A 17,188-nucleotide genomic window follows, 5' to 3' on the forward strand; every position below is an offset into this window, starting at 1 on the left:
ATTTTCGAAAGCGAGCCTGCCATGCCGATCACGCCAGACAATCCGCGCTGGAACAATCTTGGCTACTGGAACCACGATGCCGCCGGCCTTTACCCCGACAACATTGCCATCATCGACCTGTCGCGCGACCAGCCACGCGAGGTGCTTTATCGCGAACTTGAGAACCGGCTCGACAGGGCGGCCCGTCTTCTGGTCGACAGCGGCCTGAAGCCCGGCGACCGGCTGGCTCTGTCGGTCAGCAATCGCTTCGAATTTGTCGAAACCTTCTTCGGCGCCATGCGCGCCGGCATCGTTCCGGTTCCTCTCAACACCAAGCTCGGCGCCGACACGCTGGAGTACATCATGCGGGATGCCGAATGCGTCGGCGCTCTCGTCGAGGAAGCGGCGAATCCGCACGTCGCCCCGCTTGCGGAGTTGATCGGATGCAAGGTGAAAATCGCCTTCGAGACGTCGCGCCCCGGCTGGCTGGACTATGAGGCGGCGCTGGCGGCAACCGAGCCGCGGTTCGATCCAGCACGGCTGTCGGACGACCACCCCTCCTTCCAGCCCTACACGTCGGGTTCGACCGGCCGGCCCAAGGGCGTGGTGCTGACCCATGCCGGACAAGTCTGGTGGCTTCGCTGCCTGCAGAAATACTGGCCGGGTCTGCCCGAGCATCGGGCGCTGGCGGCGGTTCCGCTCTACCACAAGAACGCCATGGCCGGCGCCATCAAGCCGATGTTGAGCTGGGGCGCCTCAGTGGTGCTGTTGCCGAATTTCGAGCCGCGCCGCTTCCTCCAGACCCTGGCGGACTACCGCTGCACCCATGCCGGCGCGGTTCCGGCGGTGTTCACGCTGCTCCTCCAGGAGCGCGACCTGATCGAGACGCTGGATTTCTCGGCGCTGAAGGGCCTGAAGATCGGCTCGGCGCCGACGCCCAAGGAGCTGCTCGACGCCGTCGAAGCGGCCTTCGGTGTCGCGGCCTCGGAGAGCTACGGCCTGACCGAAGGCGGACCGGTGATGATCGGCACGCCGACGGATGGACGCGCCGTCCCCCATGGCAGCTGCGGCGTGATCTGGCCGGAGGGCGAAGTGAAGCTCGTCGACGCGGCCGGCAATGAAGACCCGTCCTACGGCGAATTGCTGGTGCGCAATCCGGGCGTGACGCCTGGCTACTGGAAGCTGCCGGAGGTCAACAGGCAAAGGCTGAAGGACGGTTGGCTCAGCACCGGCGATGTCTTTTCCAAGGACGGCGACGGCTTCTTCTATTTCCGCGGCCGCACCGACGACATGTTCAATTCGGGCGGCGAGAACGTCTATCCGCTCGAGATCGAGAACATGCTGCTGCGCAATCCTGCCGTCGCCGAAGCGTCGGTGGTGCCGGTCCCCCACCGCATCAAGGGCGAAGTGCCCGTGGCGATGGTGGTCAAGGCCAAGGGTCGCGATATCACCGAGGAGGAGCTCAAGCAGTTCTGCCTCTCGGTCGGCCCTGCCTATGCCCATCCGCGCAAGATCGTCTTCACCGAAGAGCTGCCGCTCAATGGGCCGGGCAAGATCGACCGCAAGGTCGTGCAGCGGATGATGCGCGAGCGCTTTGGGACGTTGGGCTAGTCAGCTCGCCGCCACTCGAGACAAGACAAGAAACGATACAAGGGAGATCAGCATGCGTGCCGTCGTAACCTATGAACATGGTGGTCTCGACCGGATGGTCCATGAGCCGTCCTACAGCGACCCGACACCGGGCGCGGACGACGTGGTGGTCAGGGTGCGCGCCTGCACGCTCAACTATCATGACGTCTTCACCCGCAAGGGCATGCCGGGCATCAAGATAAACATGCCGCTCATCCTCGGCATCGATGTCTCGGGCGAGATCGCGGCCGTGGGCGAAAATGTCCAGGGCCTGAGCGCGGGGCAGCGCGTGCTTGTCGACCCGATCGACCGCGTCAAGGGCGGATTGCTCGGCGAGACCTTCGACGGCGGGCTCGCCGAACTGGTCCGGGTTCCCGCCCACATGATCATTCCGCTGGCCGACGACGTAAGCTTCGCGGACGCCGCCGCACTGCCCGTGGCCTATGGCACCGCCTATCGCATGATGATGACGCGGGGCAAGATCAGGCCGGGCGAGAAGGTGCTGATCCTCGGTGCGTCCGGCGGTGTCGGCACGTGTTGCGTGCAGCTTGCCAAACAGGCCGGCGCGACGGTGATCGCTTGCGCGTCGAGTGACGAAAAGCTCGATCGCCTGAAGGCGTTGGGTGCCGATGTCGGCATCAATTATGCGCAGGGAGACTGGGTGGCGGAATGCCGGCGGCAGTTCGGCCGGGCGCGGGTCTTCGGACGCGACGAAGGCGGCATCGATGTCGTCGTCAACTTCACCGGCGGCGACACCTGGGTGCCGTCGCTTCGCGTCATGCGGCGGGACGGCCGGCTGCTGACATGCGGTGCCACGGCCGGCTACGATCCACACGAGGACCTGCGCCTGATCTGGACCTTCGAGCTGAACATTGTCGGCTCGAACGGCTGGTCGCGCGACGACGTGCTGGCGCTGCTCGACCTTGTCAAAGGCGGCAAGCTGAAGCCGGCGCTCCACCCACGGCGGTTTTCCCTCGAGGAGGCCGGCGAGGCCATGCGACTGCTGGACGACCGGCAGGTCTACGGCAAGGTGGTCATAGAACCCTGACAGCAAAACCTGGCCGGAAAGCCCGATCCTTTGCGATCCCAGCGGTGATCGGATCGATGTTGGGCGGGCGACCCCGCCCAACATTTCCGCGAAGGCCGCATCGCAACGTCGTGCGACTATGACTAAATCACCAACCCCGCGTTCTCAATCGATGTCGAATGAGACGCCCTGGGCCAGCGGCAGCGCATCGGACCGTGGATCCTTGTCTTTGATCTTGCCGGGAAGTGTCGCGGATACGGCCGTGTTCAGACAGCTTTGCCGGATTGCGGACGGCCCCGCAGAAGAAGCGCCCGCGCCTGGGCGATAATGGGAGCGTCGATCATTTTGCCGTCGACAAGGCGCGCCGCGCCATCCTGGGCCGCGTCGACGACACGCTGCGCCCAGCCCAGTTGCTGGGCGCTTGGCCGAAAGGCCACGATGACATCCGATGTTTGGGCGGGGTGTATGCAAAGCTTCCCGCCGGCCCCATGATTCAAGGCTTGCCGGCATTCGGAGGCCAGTCTGGTGGTATCCGCGACTTCGAAGGACGGACCGTCCAACGGCAGGGCCTTCCCGGCGGCTCTGCTTGCCACGGCCAGCCGCATCAAGGCATGCGCTTTGATCGCATCGGAAGCTGCCGTACCCAGGTCCAGGGCGAAGTCGGCGGGGCCAAACGCCAATCTTGCGACATGAGGGTGAGCGGCCAGGGCCGCCGCCGCCTCCAAGCCCCTGGCGGTTTCGATCAGCGCCATGATCTCGACGTCCACACCAAGGGTCTCGATGATCGCGTCGAGCGTTGCCACGGACTCCGCCTTTGGCAGGCATATACGTCGAAGCCCGAGTGCCCTGACGGCGGCAAGGTCGGCATGGTACCAGCCGCTGTCTTCGCTGTTCACCCGGACGAAGGTGAGGTTCTGCAATCTCAGGACATGGCAAAGGTTCGAGCGGGCGCCATCCTTGGCGGCGGGCGCAACAGCGTCCTCGAGATCGATAATGACCGCGTCTGCTCCAGACCGGTCCGCCTTTTCAAAACGCTCGGGGCGGTCGGCCGGCACAAACAAGGGCGCGACAGGCGCACTTGATATATGCGCGATCATCGGGCCGGTCCCTGGTCGATATCAGCTTCCATGTGCACGGCGCCATTCCCGCCTTGCGCCCAGAACCGCTGCCCATCCATGCCGGCCCTGAAGGTCAGTTCACGGTCCGCGATTGCCGGGGCAACGCCACGGTAGCGAAACGTCAAGGGGATATCCGCGCGTTGGGACGCCGCGAGATTCAGGAGCAGCGTCGCCTGGAGGGGGCCGTGGACCACCAGCCCTTCATATCCCTCCGCCTTCGTCGCGTAAGGCAGGTCATAGTGGATGCGGTGGCCATTGAAAGTGATGGCCGAGTAGCGAAAGAGCAGCGTGGGCGACGGAACGAGCGACCAGACCTTTCCAGCGGGCTGGATTATCGTCGGCACCGCGGGTGCATTGTTGGGACGAGCACCGTCCCCCGGCGTGGCCGCTTCCCGGTAAACGATATCCTGTCGCTCGCTCAGCACCAGGCCACGATCTGAGTGATAGTCGTGGCCGACAGCGACAAACCACAGCTCACCAGACCGGCCTTGCTTGCGGACGATGTCGCGGATGGTGGAGACTCGGCGAACTTCATCACCGACCCGGAAGGCATCAAGCACCCGGAGCTCACCTCCCGCCCACATGCGGCGCGGCAGCGGGACGGGCGGCAGCGACAGGTTCTTGGCCGGATGGCCATCGGCACCCAGCTGATCCATGCCGGCTATCGCAGGCGACAGGCACCAGTGGATGCCAAGCGGTGCCTGGCGTGCCGCCGAAGGTGCGAGATTGGGTTCGAAAATTGCCTTGAAACTCCGCACGAGACGTTCCGAAACGACATCGAAGCTCTCGCTCTGCCGGCCAATCCATTCCGCGAATGGTTTCTGTTCGGTCGCGTCCACCTGACCGCTCGTCAATAGGAACGTGGCATTCCGAGCACATGCTCGGAAAGGTAGGACAGGATGAGGTTCGTCGAGATCGGCGCGACCTGGTAAAGCCGGGTTTCGCGGAACTTGCGCTCGACATCATACTCTTCGGCGAAGCCGAAACCGCCATGGGTCTGGACACATGCGTTGGCGGCTTCATTCGAGGCATCGGCGGCGAGCATCTTGGCCATGTTGGCCTCGGCACCACAGTCGAGGCCCGCTTCATAGAGCCGCGTCGCCTCGCGGACCATGAGTTCGGCCGCGCGCATGTTGGCATAGGCCCTGGCGATGGGAAACTGGATGCCCTGGTTGGCGCCTATGGCCCGGCCGAAGACGTTGCGGTCGCAGGCGTAAGTGGAAGCCTTGTTGATCAGCCACTTGGCATCGCCAACGCACTCGGCGGCGATCAGGATCCGCTCGGCATTCATCCCGGACAGTATGTAGCGGAAGCCCTTGCCTTCTTCTCCGACCAGGTTTTCGGCGGGGACTTTGACATTGTCGAAAAAGACCTCGGTCGTGGAGTGGTTCATCATCGTGCGGATCGGCCGGATCGACAGCCCCTCTTGAAGCGCTGCCCGCATGTCCAGGATGAACACTGAAAGGCCGTCGGTCCGTTTGGCCACCTGGTCCTTTGGAGTGGTCCGCGCGAGCAGGAGCATGAGGTCGGAATATTCCGCCCGGCTTGTCCAGATCTTCTGGCCGTTGACGACGTAATGATCGCCCTCCTTGCGGGCGAAGGTCCGGATCGAAGTCGTGTCCGTGCCGCTGGTCGGCTCTGTGACGCCGAATGCCTGCAGCCTCAATTCGCCGGAGGCGATCTTCGGAAGATAACGCTCCTTTTGAGACGCATTGCCATGCCGCAGGACTGTCCCCATGACATACATCTGCGCATGGCATGCGGCACCGTTGCACCCGGCTCGCTGGATCTCCTCGAGCACGGCGGCCGCGGCCGACAGCGTCAAGCCGGACCCGCCATATTCCTCGGGGATCAAGGTCGCAAGATAACCAGCCTCCGTCAGCGCGTTGACGAAATCCACCGGGTAGGCGCGGTCCGCGTCGAGCTTGCGCCAGTATTCGCCCGGAAATTGCTCGCAGAGCCGACGCACGGCGTCGCGGATGTCTTCGTTGTCAAAGTCCTTGAACATCAGGCGCTCCGTGCGGCACGGACTGGAGCCCGCGCATCGCCAGCTATTTCAAACAAGCCCAGCGAGCGCACCGGACGGTTATCGGGCAGGCCAAGGATCGCCCTGATCAGGTCGTCGGCACGGCCTTCCGAACAGCCGCCTTCGACAAGTTGCGCGCGGGCCTTCCCAGACAGTTCGGCGGCCGTCACCGGATTGTCGGGATCGCCCTTGGCGTCGTGGCGCGTGGCCGAAAGGCGCCTGCCGGAAGCGGTCTCCACCACGATCTCGGCTCCCCATGACCTGGGATAAGCCGCTTCAATCCCGGGCGCGAGTTCGACCTTGACCTTGCCGCGTTCGCCGACCATCCGTTGCCGTGCATCCGCATCGAAGCTGGCCTGGTCGACGCGGCCGTCCGCCAAGGCTATCGCGACCGTATGCTGCAGCGAGAATTTGGCGCTGTATGGATCTTCCGGGCTCGGGCGGTCGCACACGTCGAGGCCGGCACGATACGTTCCGACTTGAACCCGTGCGATGGCCTCGCCGGCGATCTCGTGATGCAGGGCGATCGCGCCGTCGATCGCGGGGTGGGTATGCCGGCAGCAAGGCCAAGGCTTGATCGAGGTGTTGATCAGCTGCCACGGGCGCTCGGGTCCGCTTGTCACGGCCTCCGGGATCGGGTCCGGACAGAGGCCGGCGTAAAACCCCTTTTCGCCTTCGAGGATATTCTCCGCGCCGGTGAATCCCTCCTTGGCCAGGAATGACGCGAGAAGGCCTGATTCCGCGGCTCTGGCGGTGTGGAGATGCTTGCTCATGGCGCCTTCGGCCAGGAATTCCCAGAGCCCTGACGACTGCGTGCCCGCATTGCCAAGCGCCCACACGGTCTTGGTGTCGTCGAGGCCGATGAGTTCAGCCGCGGCAAACGCGGCGCCGAACGGACCGCAGGTCGAGGTGTTGTGCCAGACCCGGTAATGCTTCTTGCCGACGGACATGCCTATTCGGCAACAGGCTTCATATCCCGCGAGAACTGCCTTGAGAAACGCTTCGCCGCCAAGATCGAGGTCATGAGCCACCGCCCAGGCCGCGGGAATGACGACACTGCCCGGATGGGTCACCGAATCCCGGTGCAGATCGTCCATCTCCAGGATATGGGACAGACCGCCCAGATAAAACGCCTTGCGGGCGGTGTCCGCTTGCGTCGGCGGCGCGACCGTCCTGAGCATGCGGGCTGGCTCGGTCGGCAGCGCGCCGAGGGCGCAGGCAAGCGTATCGAGGACGAACAGCGACGCCCATTCGAGGTCGCGTTCGGTTACCGGCTTTTCGCGGATCAGGCGGGTCAGGTTACGGGTCAAGCTCATGGCGCTGTATTTCCTATCCGTTTGGCATCCACCCTGCGGGCGGTGCCGAACTCCTGCCGCAAGGCCAGGTCATGTTCGCCAAGCGTTGGCACCCTGCCAAGCACCGGCCGCCTGCCGTTGACCGTGACAGGCGGGGCAAAAAGCTCGACCGGCCCCACCGATGTCTCGACCGGGACTTTGGTCGCGCTGCGGTGCACCGCCAGATCCGCCATGGTTGAGACACGCCCATATGCGATGCGCACCTGGTCCAGCAGTTCGCATAATGTAGCCATGGTATAGTTCGCCAGCAGCGCCTGTACGCATGCGTCCAGCGGCTCGCGGTTCTTGATGCGCAGGACGTTGCGTTCGAACCTTGAGTCCGTCGCGATCGACGACTGGCGCAGAACACTGTCGCAGAAGACCGCCCATTCGCGCTCATTCTGGACGGCGATCAGGATTTCGCCGTCGCTCACCTTGAACAGCCCATAGGGCGCGATGGAGGGGTGGGCAAGGCCGAGCCGTCGCGGCTCCTTGCCGCCGTAATGCTGCGCCAGATAGGGCACGTTCATGTATTCGGCGAGCGTGTCGAATAGCGAAACCTGAAGGTGAGCCCCTTCCCCGGTTCGAGCGCGCACGATCAGCGCTTCGAGGATAGCGGCGTAGGCCCCCTGCCCCGTGGCGATGTCGGATATCGATATGCCGACGCGGGTCGGACCCGACGAAGGGGATCCCGTCACTCCCGCCAGACCCGCTTCAGCCTGGATCAGCAGATCGTAGGCTTTGCGATCATGATCGGGCGTTCCCGGCGCATAGCCGCCAATGTCACAGACGATCAACCTGGGAAACCGCCTCCTGAGATCAGCGCTGCCGATGCCCAGCCTGTCGGTCGCGGCAGGCGCAAGGTTCTGTACGAACACATCGGCTGAGGCGAGCATGGACTCGACCAGTGCGAGATCGTCGGGCCGCTTCAGATCGACGGTGCAGGATTGCTTGCCGCGGTTGTTCCAGATGAAATAGCTGGAGAGGCCGTCAACGTAATCGTCATAGCCTCGCGCGAAGTCACCCTCGGGCCGTTCGAGCTTGATGACACGTGCGCCCGCGTCGGCCAACCGCGACGTCGCCAGGGGCGCGGCCACGGCTTGCTCCAGCGAAATGACGGTCGTTCCCTCCAGCGCGCCGGGCATGGCATGCTCCCTGTCCTGCTTTTCCGACACCATCGCACCGGAAGGGGCCACTGCGTCAAATAGCGTTTTGTAATGGGAGGTATAGCGAAACGGTACAGTCGGCCGCCCGCCCGGAACAGGCTAGCCAAAGAGGTCGGGGCGCTGATTTTCGTCGGACAGCTCGGCGCTCCAGATCTGGTCCTTGACCAGCTGGCGAAGGATTTCCCACGATAGCTGCCCGACGGCGCGGGGAGCGGTTTGCAGGGGGCGTTCCGTCGAGTAGGCCAGATACACTTTCCGGGTAATCGGAGGGTTCTTGAAACTCCACGCCCGGCACAGTCCGGCCTGGGCCTCCGCGTTGATCGCCATCCTCGGCAAGATCCCGTAACCGATTCCGCGCGTCACCAATCTCTTGATCTGGGTGTAGGAGTCGATTTCAATCGCCGGGTTGATGACGGCCTTGACCGACGTCGCCACGGCATCGATCAGTTCCCGCAGGCCGTGCCCGGGGCCCGGGACGACAAGCGGCAATCCGGCGACGTCGCGAAGCTCCACGGAGGAGCCCCGAAAGGCGTCCGACCCGGGCATCGACGGGCTGGCAAAGAGACAGATCTCCTCGGACAGTCCATGATGTACCGCGAGTCCCCGGGGATCCGACGTCGCATAGATCATCGCAAGGTCGACTTCCCCGCGTTTCAGCCATTCCAGAATGTAGCCGCTCATCGCCTCCACGACGCGGATGCGAACCTCGGGGAAGCGCTCGCGGGCGGCCTCGATCAGCGGCGCCGCGAGCAGCTCGCTGACTGTGCCCGGCAATCCGAAGCGCACCTCGCCACGGGGGGCGATGGCGGCGCCCCTGACGCTGTCGGTGATTTCGGCGAATTCGGCAAGAATGCGCTTGGCGTGCACCATGAGCCGCGCGCCGGCTTCCGTCGCGCTGACCCCATGCGGCCCGCGATGCAGAAGGGAGAGGCCAAGCTCCTCTTCCATGTGCCGGACATGCTGGCTCAGCGCCGGCTGCGCCACGTGCAGCTGCGTCGCGGCCTTGGAGAACGAGCCGCTCTCCACGACCTGGGAAAAATATCTAAGCTGACGAAGGTCCAAACCAGCTCCCTACGCTTGATGCAGGGCCACCGTATAACATTTTGTTATTGAGGCAACGGCGAAAACCGGCCCTCCGTCTACCCCGGCCCCAACGGCATCGCGCAAGGATCGCCCTAGAATTCCGAGCGATCATGAACCACGTCCGCCAATCTCGCCAGGGTTGCCGCGACATCCGCCTGCTGGAACACGTTGCGTCCGAACATCAGGCCGGTCGCGCCGGCGCTGATCGTGTCCTTTGCGAACTGCAGCGTACCCGCCAGGGTGGCCAAGGCCGGACCGCCCGCGACGGCGATGGGCGCCAGCGATTGCCTGGCAATGTCGGTGAAACGCTCTGGTTCGCACCAGTCGGTCTTGATCATGTCGGCACCGAGTTCGCCTGCCATACGGCAGTTCATCGCCACCACGGCCGGGTCATCGGCGCGCGCGAAGCCGCCCTTTGCCGCCATCGCCTCGATGACATGCACGACACCCCATTTCCGGCATTCGGAAGCGACGATACCCGCGGTTTCGAACGATTTCGTTTCCTCCTCCGGGCGGTTGTTGCAGGTGAACAGGTAGGTGATCACCGCTTCGGCACCCATTTGCACGGCTTCCTCCACCGTCGCGACGAGACGACTGTGCGTGTCCGGATACCCTGTCGGCGTCCCGTGGCGCCACATGGTCGTCTGGTCGAGGCGCAGAATCACGGCAGGCCCGCCTGCCAGGCGGTGGCCATGGCGCAAGAGCATGCCGGGATTGACGATGACCGCGTCGACCCCTGCCTCCGCCACGATGTCGATCAAAGGCGCGGGATCCGCGATGCCGGCGATCGGTCCGACCTGCATGCCGTGGTCGAGCGGAACACAGAGCATTCGCCCCGACTTCTTGTTGAGCAACCGGGCAAGCCGGCGTGCCTTACCGATTTCGGACATTTCTTTCATTCCTTTGGCTGGGGTGCGGCCCGGTCAGACAAGTTCCAGTCTGACGCCCGCTTCCTTCATGTTCTGCACGATGTCGCGGTCAACCGATTGCGAAACCAGGACCACATCGAATGCCGTGAGTTCGGCCACGTAGTTGAGGGCCGAGAAGTGGAATTTGCTCTCGTCGACAAGAAGAATTTTCTTGCGCGCGATCTCCATCATCGCCTGCTTGGAGCGCACGACCTGTTCGTCCTGGGTATAGAGCGACATGCCCTGGATGGTGGTCGTCGACATCAACGCCACATCGACATGGTAGGAGCGGATCGCCCTTTCGCAGGCTATGCCGAAAAAGCCGTTGTAGACCCGGTGGTATTTGCCGCCCAGTCCGATCAGTTCCACGTCCTGCTTGTCGCGCAGCCGCTCCATCACGGGTAGTGCATTGGTGATGACGGTTATCGGCGTCATCTGCTCGATGAAGTCGCAGACATGGAAGGTCGTCGAACTGTCGTCCCAGACGATGGCGTTGCCGGGTTCGATATGGGCGGCCGCGGCGCGCGCCAGCCGGCGCTTCTCCTCTACATGCTGACGCGCCCGGTAGAGGTAGCTGCTCTCGAACAGCATCGACTTTTCTACCGAGACGGCGCCACGGATACGCCGCACCAGCCCCTGGTCATGCAGATCGTTGAGATCGCGGTGGATGGTCATCAGCGATACGTCGAGCAGGACGGCCAGGTCCTTGATCTGCGCCGTTCCGCTTTCCATCAGGATGCGGATGATTTCCGAACGGCGATGATCCGCCTTCGACAAATGTTGCGCCTCTTCGGATTCCAAGCTGCTCGTCCCTCCGGCGATTTGCCCCTTGCCTGTTTTAACATCATTGACAAAGCGCGCCAGAGAAAAATGTTAAGATATCAAAATTTCGATGTTGCACTGCGCCGCGAGAAAACATCCGAATTCCGCGATCTCGGCGCGAAGTACCTCAGAATTATGGATTTAAATGGCTTTTTGCAGTGCAGCACGACTCCAGAATGGGCGTGTTAGCAAATGTTTCGTGCAAACCGCGCAACCATATTTAACATCAAAAAGCACTGTTTGTAACTTTTCTATTGATATTTATAACGCCCATGCATAGGCTCCGGATAGGGGTTAGGAGAGGGTCGGGTCCGACCATTGCCCCCTTGAACTGACAAGTGGAGGAGAACATGAACATGGCCATGCGCACGCGTCTGTTGACGTCAGCCGCAGCGCTTGCAGCCGCGCTCGCTGCAACCGCGGGTTCTGCCCGCGCCACCGATCTGACTTTCGTCTGGCACGCAGGCACTTGCGCCGACGCGCTGACGACCATCGCCAAGGATTATCCGGACAAATCGGTAAGGATCGTGCCCGCGCTTGTCCCCTATGGCCCGCAATGGCACGACAAGATCGCGTCCGAATTCGCCATCCAGGGCGATGCCTTCGACTTCGCAATGTGGGACAGCCAGTCCACTGCCGAGTTTGCCCAGCATGCCGTCAAGCTCAATGACATCTTCGAGAAGTCTTCCTACCTGAAGGCCGACATCTTCCCGGCGGCTTCGCTCTCGCGCTATGGCGAGTATCCGGATGGCTCCGGGCAGTTCTTCGGCCTGCCGGCCAACCAGGATGCTTATGGCCTGACCTACCGCAAGGACCTGTTCGAGGATCCCAAGGAGAAGGAAGCCTTCAAGGCCAAGTACGGCAGGGACCTGGTGGTGCCGCAGACCTATCAGGACGCCAAGCAGGTAGCCGAGTTCTTCACCCGTCCCGAGCAGGGGCTCTATGGCTGGGGCCAGATGGGCGGCCGCGACTACGACTTCGCGACCACGGCATCCAACTCCTTCCTCTGGTCGTTCGGCGGCGAGCTCTACAATCCTGAGACGATGGAAGTGAAGGGATACCTCGACTCGCCGGCTTCGGTGGATGGGGTGCAGGCCTATGTCGATATGTTCAAGTATGGTCCGCCCGGATCGACCAACTGGGGCTTCGACGAGGTCAACACGGCGATCCAGCAAGGCCAGGTCGCCATGGCGATGCAGTGGTTCTATTTCAACGGATCCAATGTCGATCCCAAGGTCAGCAAATTCGCCGACAAGATCGCATTTGGGGTTCTGCCGGGCGCCATCGGCCGCGACAAGAAGTTCCGTCGCCAGTTCTCGGTCGGCGGCCAGGGCATGGGCATCAACAAGTACTCCAAGAAACTGCCCGAGCTGACCAAGTTCATGGAATGGTATTTTCAGCCCGAGCAGCAGAAGCGCTATGCCGCCGTCTGCCAGACCGGCCTGAAGCAGGTGCTGGAAAGCCCGGATTGGCAGGGTTTGAATTCCTACAACCGGCAGTTCTCCACCGCGCTGCAATATCTGAACGACTATTGGCACCTGCCTGAATATCCGGTGCTGCTCGACGAGCTGCAACAGGAGATCTCAAACGCCGCCACCGGCGCCAAGACGGTGCAGCAGGCCCTTTCGGACGCCGCGGAAAAGAACGAGCGCACGCTCCAACGCGCCGGATACGAGATCAAGCGTGGCGACAAGACCCCGGAAGTGCCGGACGAGGTCATATCGCCGGTTGGCGTCGACGCGGTCGTTCCCGTCGAATAACCGCCTTGACCCGAAGGGCACGCGGAGCGTCTTCCGCGTGCCCTTTCTCATCCCCGTCCCATGCAGCAGAGCCCGCACCGCGCCGGCTCGAAGACAGGTCGTCATGACGCATTCCAAGACATCGACGATGGACCTTGCCGGCAGATGGCTGGTGCTGGGATTGCTCGCCATCTACACGGTCTACAATGTCGGCCCGATCTTCTGGCTGCTTTTGTCTTCGTTCAAGAGCCGCATGGATTTCTTCACCATGCCGCCGAAACTGTTCTTCACGCCGGACTTCAGCGGCTACCAGGCGGTCTTCGGCATCGGTGCGGCCAAGGACAGCGCTTCGGCGGTCGGGGTCCTCGACTCGTTGATCAACAGCATCATCGTCTCTGTCGCCGGCACGTCGCTCGCCGTCTTCTTCGGGACGCTGGCCGGCTATGTCTGCTCGCGCTTCAATTTCATCGGCAAGGGCGACTTCATGTTCTTCGTCCTGTCGACCCGCATGCTGCCGCCGGTCGCGGTTCTCGTCTTCTACCATCTGATGTTCGCGCGGCTCGGGCTCGCCGACACGCGAACCGGTCTGGTCCTCGTCTCGATCTTCGCCAATGTCGGTCTGGCCACCTGGATCATGAAGGGTTTCTTCGACGGCGTGCCGAAGGAGGTCGAGCAGATCGCCATCGTCAACGGCTACACGCGCATGTACGCATTCCTCAAACTGGTGCTGCCAATGGTGAAGGGCGGCATCGCCGCCACCGCCGGCTTCTGCTTCATTTTCGCCTGGAACGAATTCGCCTTCGCATCCATTCTCACGACCACCCAGGCCAAGACCCTGCCCGTCAAGATTTCGGCCGCTTCCGGCGCAACCGGCATCGAGTGGACGCAGATATGCGCTGCCGGCGTCGTCCTGATCATTCCCGTGCTGATCTTCTTTATCTCATCCGCAAACATCTGCTGATGGGGATGACCTTCGGCGTGCTGGGAAGGAGGTAGACCAATGACTGCCACCAACACGCCTCTTGCACCCGAAAAGCAGGCCGCCGCCCACGCGGCGCGGCAGACGCAACTGCGCAAGCGCTCCTCTGGCCGCATGATGATCTTCGGCTTCCTGTCGCCGACGCTGGCGATCCTGATATTCATGGTCGCCTATCCGATCTTCTCGCTGATCTATTATTCGTTCTTCAATTTCTCGGCCTTGCGCCAAGGCACGATGAAGCCGGTCGGCTTCAACAACTACAAGTTCCTGCTTTCGGATCCCGATCTCTGGGACCGCTTCATATTCACCGGCAAGTTCGTGTTCATCTGCGTCACGCTGCAGATGCTGATCGGCATTTTCGTCGGCTACCAGATGCAGAAGAATTTCCGCGGCCGCGACGTCATCTTCACCATGCTGATGATGCCGATGATGCTGTCCCCGGTCGTGGTGGGCTTCCTGTGGCGCTACATGCTGAATTCAGAGTGGGGCGTCATCAATTTCCTGGTGTCGTCGGTCGGCTTCAGCAAGGTCGACTGGCTTGGCCAGACCAGCCCGGCGCTCTGGGCGGCGGCCGCCGCCGACACCTGGATGTGGACGCCCTTCATCGTGCTTCTGGCGACCGCCGCCTTCCGCGGCATTCCCGAGACCATTTACGAGGCGGCCGAGGTGGACGGCGCCAGCCCCGCCTATCGCTTCTTCCGCATCACGCTGCCTATGTCGGCGCCTGTGCTGTTCATCGCGCTGATCCTGCGCCTGATCGACAGCTTCAAGCAGTACGATCTTTTCGTCGCGCTGACAGGCGGCGGCCCGGGGTCGAGCACGGAGACGGTATCCTTCTCGGTGGCCAAGACGGCATTCAGCTATTTCTACACCGGGGAAGCGTCGGCGCTCGCGGTCATTCTTCTGGTCATCATTATCGGTCTGTCGATGATCCTTGTCCGGCACCTGACCAAGATGGGCGAGAAGTACTGATGGCCGAGATCACTCTCAGGAACCTGAGCATCCAGTTCGGCGCCTTCAAGGCGGTGGACGACGTCAGCCTGACCGTGAAGAACGGCGAGTTCGTCGTCTATCTCGGACCTTCGGGCTGCGGCAAGACGACGACCCTGCGCTGCATCGCGGGCCTGGTGAAGGCAACCAGCGGCGACGTGCTGTTCGACGGTGCCGCCGTCAACGATCTGAGCGCCAGCGAGCGCAACATCGCCATGGTGTTCCAGTTCGTTTCGCTCTACCCGCATCTCAGCATCAAGGAAAACATCGTCTTTCCGCTGAAGGCGCGTGGCGTCGCGAGGGCCGAGATCGCGCGCAAGCTCGACTGGGTCACCGACATCTTCAAGCTCGGCGACGAGCTTGCCCGCTATCCCGGCGCGCTGCCACCCGGCGCAAGGCAGAAAGTGGCGCTTGCGCGTGCCGTCATCCGCGATCCGGCCGTCCTGCTGCTCGACGAGCCGCTGTCGGCGATCGACGAGCAGTTTCGTGAGGAAATGCGCTGGGAGCTCGGGCATCTGCAGCGCCAGCTCGGCGTCACCACGATCTATGTCACGCACGACCAGCGCGAGGCCATGTCGCTCGCCGACCGCATCGTGCTCATGAACAACAGCCGCATCGTCCAGGTCTCGAACCCTGACCGCATGTTCTTCGAACCGGTCGACATCTTCGCCGGCCAGTTCATCGGCTCGCCGTCGATGAACCTCATCGACCTCGCGCCTGTCGAGGGCGGCCTGCGGCTGGGCGACAGCGACGTCACGCTGACCGCCGCGCGCGACCGGCTTCCCGACTGGGCTCTATCGTCGAAGCGGCCGTTGAAGCTCGGCGTGCGCCCGCTGAACGTGCACCTGACCGACGATCCGGCCGCCGGCGTCGCGATCGCGGTGGACGATGTCTTTTCCATCGGCCGCGAACGCTTCTTCTCGTTCCGCATCGGCGACACGATCCACCAGGGTGTCGACAAGCGCCGGTCGCCATCGGGCTCCGTGATGCGCGTGCATTTCGATCCGGATGGCCTGCTGTTTTTCGATGCCGCCACCGGCCGGCGTGTCGACGCGGAGGTCGCGGCATGACCCCCAAGCCAATGCTCCAACTGAAGGGACTGAAGAAGGCCTATCGCGGAAAGACGGCGCTTCGCAACCTTGACCTCACCGTCAATGACAACGAGATATTCGCGCTCCTCGGACCGACCGGCGCCGGCAAGAGCTCGACGCTGCTCGCCTCCGCCGGCCTGATCGATCTCGATGCCGGGCGCGTCGACCTTGCCGGGCGCGATGTGACCGACTCCGACCCCGGCAGCCGCGACATCGCCATCGTGTTCGAGGGCTTCAACCTTTTGCCGGTGCTCGACGTAAAGGACAACATTGCCTTTGCGTTGCGCTCGCCGGCGTTCCGCGAATCCGAAGGCGAAATCAGCCTTCGCGTCGGCCGCACCGCGGAACTGCTGCGCATTTCTCATCTGCTCGATCGCGACGTGGACACGCTGTCGGGCGGCGAACGTCAACGTGTCGCCATCGCCCGCGCGCTTGTACGCCGCCCGGTGATGTTCCTGCTCGATGAGCCGCTGTCGGCGCTCGATCTCAAATTGCGCGAGGGCTTGCGCGCGGAACTGCGCCAGATCCACCGCCAGCATCGCTCGACGATGCTTTACGCCACGCACGACTATCATGGCGCCATCGCCATCGCCGACCGGATCGGCATCATCGACGGCGGCGTCATCCAGCAGGCGGGCACGATAGAGGACATATACCGGCTTCCGGCCAATGTCGTCGTCGGCCGATTGGTCGGCAGTCCTTCGATGGCCTTCTTCGAGGCCGGCATCGAGGACGGCCATGTCATCGTCAAGGGTGCGCGGCAGCGCATCCCGATCGGCGAGTTCGGCACGGTCGCCGGCGGGAGCGGCAAGGTGCTGCTGGGTGTCTGGCCGGAGGACATCGAGGTCGGCTCCGCCGATGCCGCCGGCGCCAGCACGGGCACGATCTATGCCGTGGACAATCGCGGCTTCGAGCGCGCCATCCAGGTCGAGACATCAGGCGGTTCATTCCGCAAGGTCGTTCCGCTCTCGATGCGCTTCACGCAGGGCGATGCCTGTTCATTCCGCATTCCGGAAGGCCGCGGCTTCCTGTTCGACGCAGCCGGCGGACGCCGCATCTCGCAGGCGGAGGGTTCCCGCTGATGGGTCCGTTGTTCAGCAAGAAATGGTTTTATCGCCTGGCGAGCGTGCTGATCCTTGGCGGCTTCGCCATGCTCTGCCAGCCCTTCACGCACAGGCTTTTCGTCATCGGTTTCCCGGTGCTGCTTGCCGGGGTTGTGCTTTTCATGATCCTGGATCACGTGCCCGACGGGCGGCCGGAAACCGAGGAGGAAGACCGTGGCTAATCCGAAGAAAAT

16 protein-coding genes are annotated in these 17,188 nt (G+C 63.0%); 8 read left to right on the forward strand and 8 right to left on the reverse strand.

The genetic code is table 11. The features are described from left to right. Positions 1–21: 21 nt before the first annotated feature. Together FJ977_RS21990 and FJ977_RS21995 are read left to right on the forward strand one after the other, a co-directional pair. Entirely contained in the window at positions 22–1,590 is a 1,569-nt protein-coding gene (locus FJ977_RS21990; RefSeq protein WP_140774289.1) for a class I adenylate-forming enzyme family protein, read from the forward strand. Between the two features lie 52 nt (positions 1,591–1,642). Then, the gene (locus FJ977_RS21995; protein ID WP_140774290.1) at positions 1,643–2,656 is read left to right on the forward strand and encodes a zinc-binding dehydrogenase; all 1,014 of its coding nucleotides are present in this window, start codon (positions 1,643–1,645) and stop codon (positions 2,654–2,656) included. 245 nt (positions 2,657–2,901) lie between these two features. Here FJ977_RS21995 and FJ977_RS22000 read toward each other — a convergent pair whose 3' ends face one another. From FJ977_RS22000 to FJ977_RS22035, 8 genes are all read right to left on the reverse strand, one after another. Next, positions 2,902–3,690, reverse strand: coding sequence for a CoA ester lyase (locus tag FJ977_RS22000; protein ID WP_181180008.1), 789 nt, complete (start codon positions 3,688–3,690; stop codon positions 2,902–2,904). A gap of 38 nt (positions 3,691–3,728) precedes the next feature. Next, on the reverse strand, positions 3,729–4,592 hold the full coding sequence (locus FJ977_RS22005) for a MaoC family dehydratase N-terminal domain-containing protein (protein ID WP_140774292.1): 864 nt from the start codon (positions 4,590–4,592) through the stop codon (positions 3,729–3,731). 11 nt (positions 4,593–4,603) lie between these two features. After that, the gene (locus tag FJ977_RS22010) at positions 4,604–5,761 is read right to left on the reverse strand and encodes an acyl-CoA dehydrogenase family protein (protein ID WP_140774293.1); all 1,158 of its coding nucleotides are present in this window, start codon (positions 5,759–5,761) and stop codon (positions 4,604–4,606) included. Next, complete coding sequence (locus tag FJ977_RS22015; protein WP_140774294.1) at positions 5,761–7,095, reverse strand: MmgE/PrpD family protein; 1,335 nt, start codon at positions 7,093–7,095, stop codon at positions 5,761–5,763. Before FJ977_RS22015 ends, FJ977_RS22010 begins: the two co-directional genes overlap by 1 nt. Next, positions 7,092–8,258 (reverse strand): CaiB/BaiF CoA-transferase family protein, encoded by a 1,167-nt coding sequence (locus FJ977_RS22020; RefSeq protein ID WP_140774295.1) that lies wholly within the window; start codon positions 8,256–8,258, stop codon positions 7,092–7,094. The genes FJ977_RS22015 and FJ977_RS22020 overlap by 4 nt, the downstream gene beginning before the upstream one ends. A 120-nt stretch (positions 8,259–8,378) precedes the next feature. Next, positions 8,379–9,341, reverse strand: coding sequence for a LysR substrate-binding domain-containing protein (locus FJ977_RS22025; protein ID WP_140774296.1), 963 nt, complete (start codon positions 9,339–9,341; stop codon positions 8,379–8,381). 113 nt (positions 9,342–9,454) lie between these two features. Next, positions 9,455–10,252: a fructose-bisphosphate aldolase gene (locus tag FJ977_RS22030; RefSeq protein ID WP_181180009.1), complete on the reverse strand. Its 798-nt coding sequence runs from the start codon at positions 10,250–10,252 to the stop codon at positions 9,455–9,457. Between the two features lie 33 nt (positions 10,253–10,285). Continuing rightward, the gene (locus FJ977_RS22035) at positions 10,286–11,047 is read right to left on the reverse strand and encodes a DeoR/GlpR family DNA-binding transcription regulator (RefSeq protein ID WP_140774298.1); all 762 of its coding nucleotides are present in this window, start codon (positions 11,045–11,047) and stop codon (positions 10,286–10,288) included. A 395-nt stretch (positions 11,048–11,442) separates the two neighbouring features. Between FJ977_RS22035 and FJ977_RS22040 the strand changes: the two genes are divergently transcribed. From FJ977_RS22040 to FJ977_RS22065, 6 genes are all read left to right on the forward strand, one after another. Beyond that, on the forward strand, positions 11,443–12,852 hold the full coding sequence (locus tag FJ977_RS22040) for an extracellular solute-binding protein (protein WP_140774299.1): 1,410 nt from the start codon (positions 11,443–11,445) through the stop codon (positions 12,850–12,852). Between the two features lie 103 nt (positions 12,853–12,955). Then, positions 12,956–13,792, forward strand: coding sequence for a carbohydrate ABC transporter permease (locus FJ977_RS22045; protein ID WP_140774300.1), 837 nt, complete (start codon positions 12,956–12,958; stop codon positions 13,790–13,792). 39 nt (positions 13,793–13,831) lie between these two features. Continuing rightward, positions 13,832–14,782: a sugar ABC transporter permease gene (locus FJ977_RS22050; protein ID WP_140774301.1), complete on the forward strand. Its 951-nt coding sequence runs from the start codon at positions 13,832–13,834 to the stop codon at positions 14,780–14,782. After that, complete coding sequence (locus FJ977_RS22055; RefSeq protein ID WP_140774302.1) at positions 14,782–15,870, forward strand: ABC transporter ATP-binding protein; 1,089 nt, start codon at positions 14,782–14,784, stop codon at positions 15,868–15,870. Before FJ977_RS22050 ends, FJ977_RS22055 begins: the two co-directional genes overlap by 1 nt. Beyond that, positions 15,867–16,973: an ABC transporter ATP-binding protein gene (locus FJ977_RS22060; protein WP_140774303.1), complete on the forward strand. Its 1,107-nt coding sequence runs from the start codon at positions 15,867–15,869 to the stop codon at positions 16,971–16,973. Before FJ977_RS22055 ends, FJ977_RS22060 begins: the two co-directional genes overlap by 4 nt. Beyond that, complete coding sequence (locus FJ977_RS22065) at positions 16,973–17,176, forward strand: hypothetical protein (RefSeq protein WP_056570758.1); 204 nt, start codon at positions 16,973–16,975, stop codon at positions 17,174–17,176. Before FJ977_RS22060 ends, FJ977_RS22065 begins: the two co-directional genes overlap by 1 nt. Positions 17,177–17,188 lie beyond the last annotated feature (12 nt).

The organism is Mesorhizobium sp. B2-1-3A (assembly GCF_006442655.1).
GTDB lineage: Bacteria > Pseudomonadota > Alphaproteobacteria > Rhizobiales > Rhizobiaceae > Mesorhizobium.

Bases quoted from the DNA above. Each gene is read 5' to 3' on its own strand.
- FJ977_RS21990 (WP_140774289.1), top strand. From the start codon at position 22: ATGCCGATCACGCCAGACAATCCGCGCTGGAACAATCTTGGCTACTGG.
- FJ977_RS21995 (WP_140774290.1), top strand. From the start codon at position 1,643: ATGCGTGCCGTCGTAACCTATGAACATGGTGGTCTCGACCGGATGGTC.
- FJ977_RS22010 (WP_140774293.1), bottom strand. From the start codon at position 5,761: ATGTTCAAGGACTTTGACAACGAAGACATCCGCGACGCCGTGCGTCGG.
- FJ977_RS22015 (WP_140774294.1), bottom strand. From the start codon at position 7,095: ATGAGCTTGACCCGTAACCTGACCCGCCTGATCCGCGAAAAGCCGGTA.
- FJ977_RS22020 (WP_140774295.1), bottom strand. From the start codon at position 8,258: ATGCCCGGCGCGCTGGAGGGAACGACCGTCATTTCGCTGGAGCAAGCC.
- FJ977_RS22030 (WP_181180009.1), bottom strand. From the start codon at position 10,252: ATGTCCGAAATCGGTAAGGCACGCCGGCTTGCCCGGTTGCTCAACAAG.
- FJ977_RS22040 (WP_140774299.1), top strand. From the start codon at position 11,443: ATGAACATGGCCATGCGCACGCGTCTGTTGACGTCAGCCGCAGCGCTT.
- FJ977_RS22045 (WP_140774300.1), top strand. From the start codon at position 12,956: ATGACGCATTCCAAGACATCGACGATGGACCTTGCCGGCAGATGGCTG.
- FJ977_RS22050 (WP_140774301.1), top strand. From the start codon at position 13,832: ATGACTGCCACCAACACGCCTCTTGCACCCGAAAAGCAGGCCGCCGCC.
- FJ977_RS22055 (WP_140774302.1), top strand. From the start codon at position 14,782: ATGGCCGAGATCACTCTCAGGAACCTGAGCATCCAGTTCGGCGCCTTC.
- FJ977_RS22060 (WP_140774303.1), top strand. From the start codon at position 15,867: ATGACCCCCAAGCCAATGCTCCAACTGAAGGGACTGAAGAAGGCCTAT.
- FJ977_RS22065 (WP_056570758.1), top strand. From the start codon at position 16,973: ATGGGTCCGTTGTTCAGCAAGAAATGGTTTTATCGCCTGGCGAGCGTG.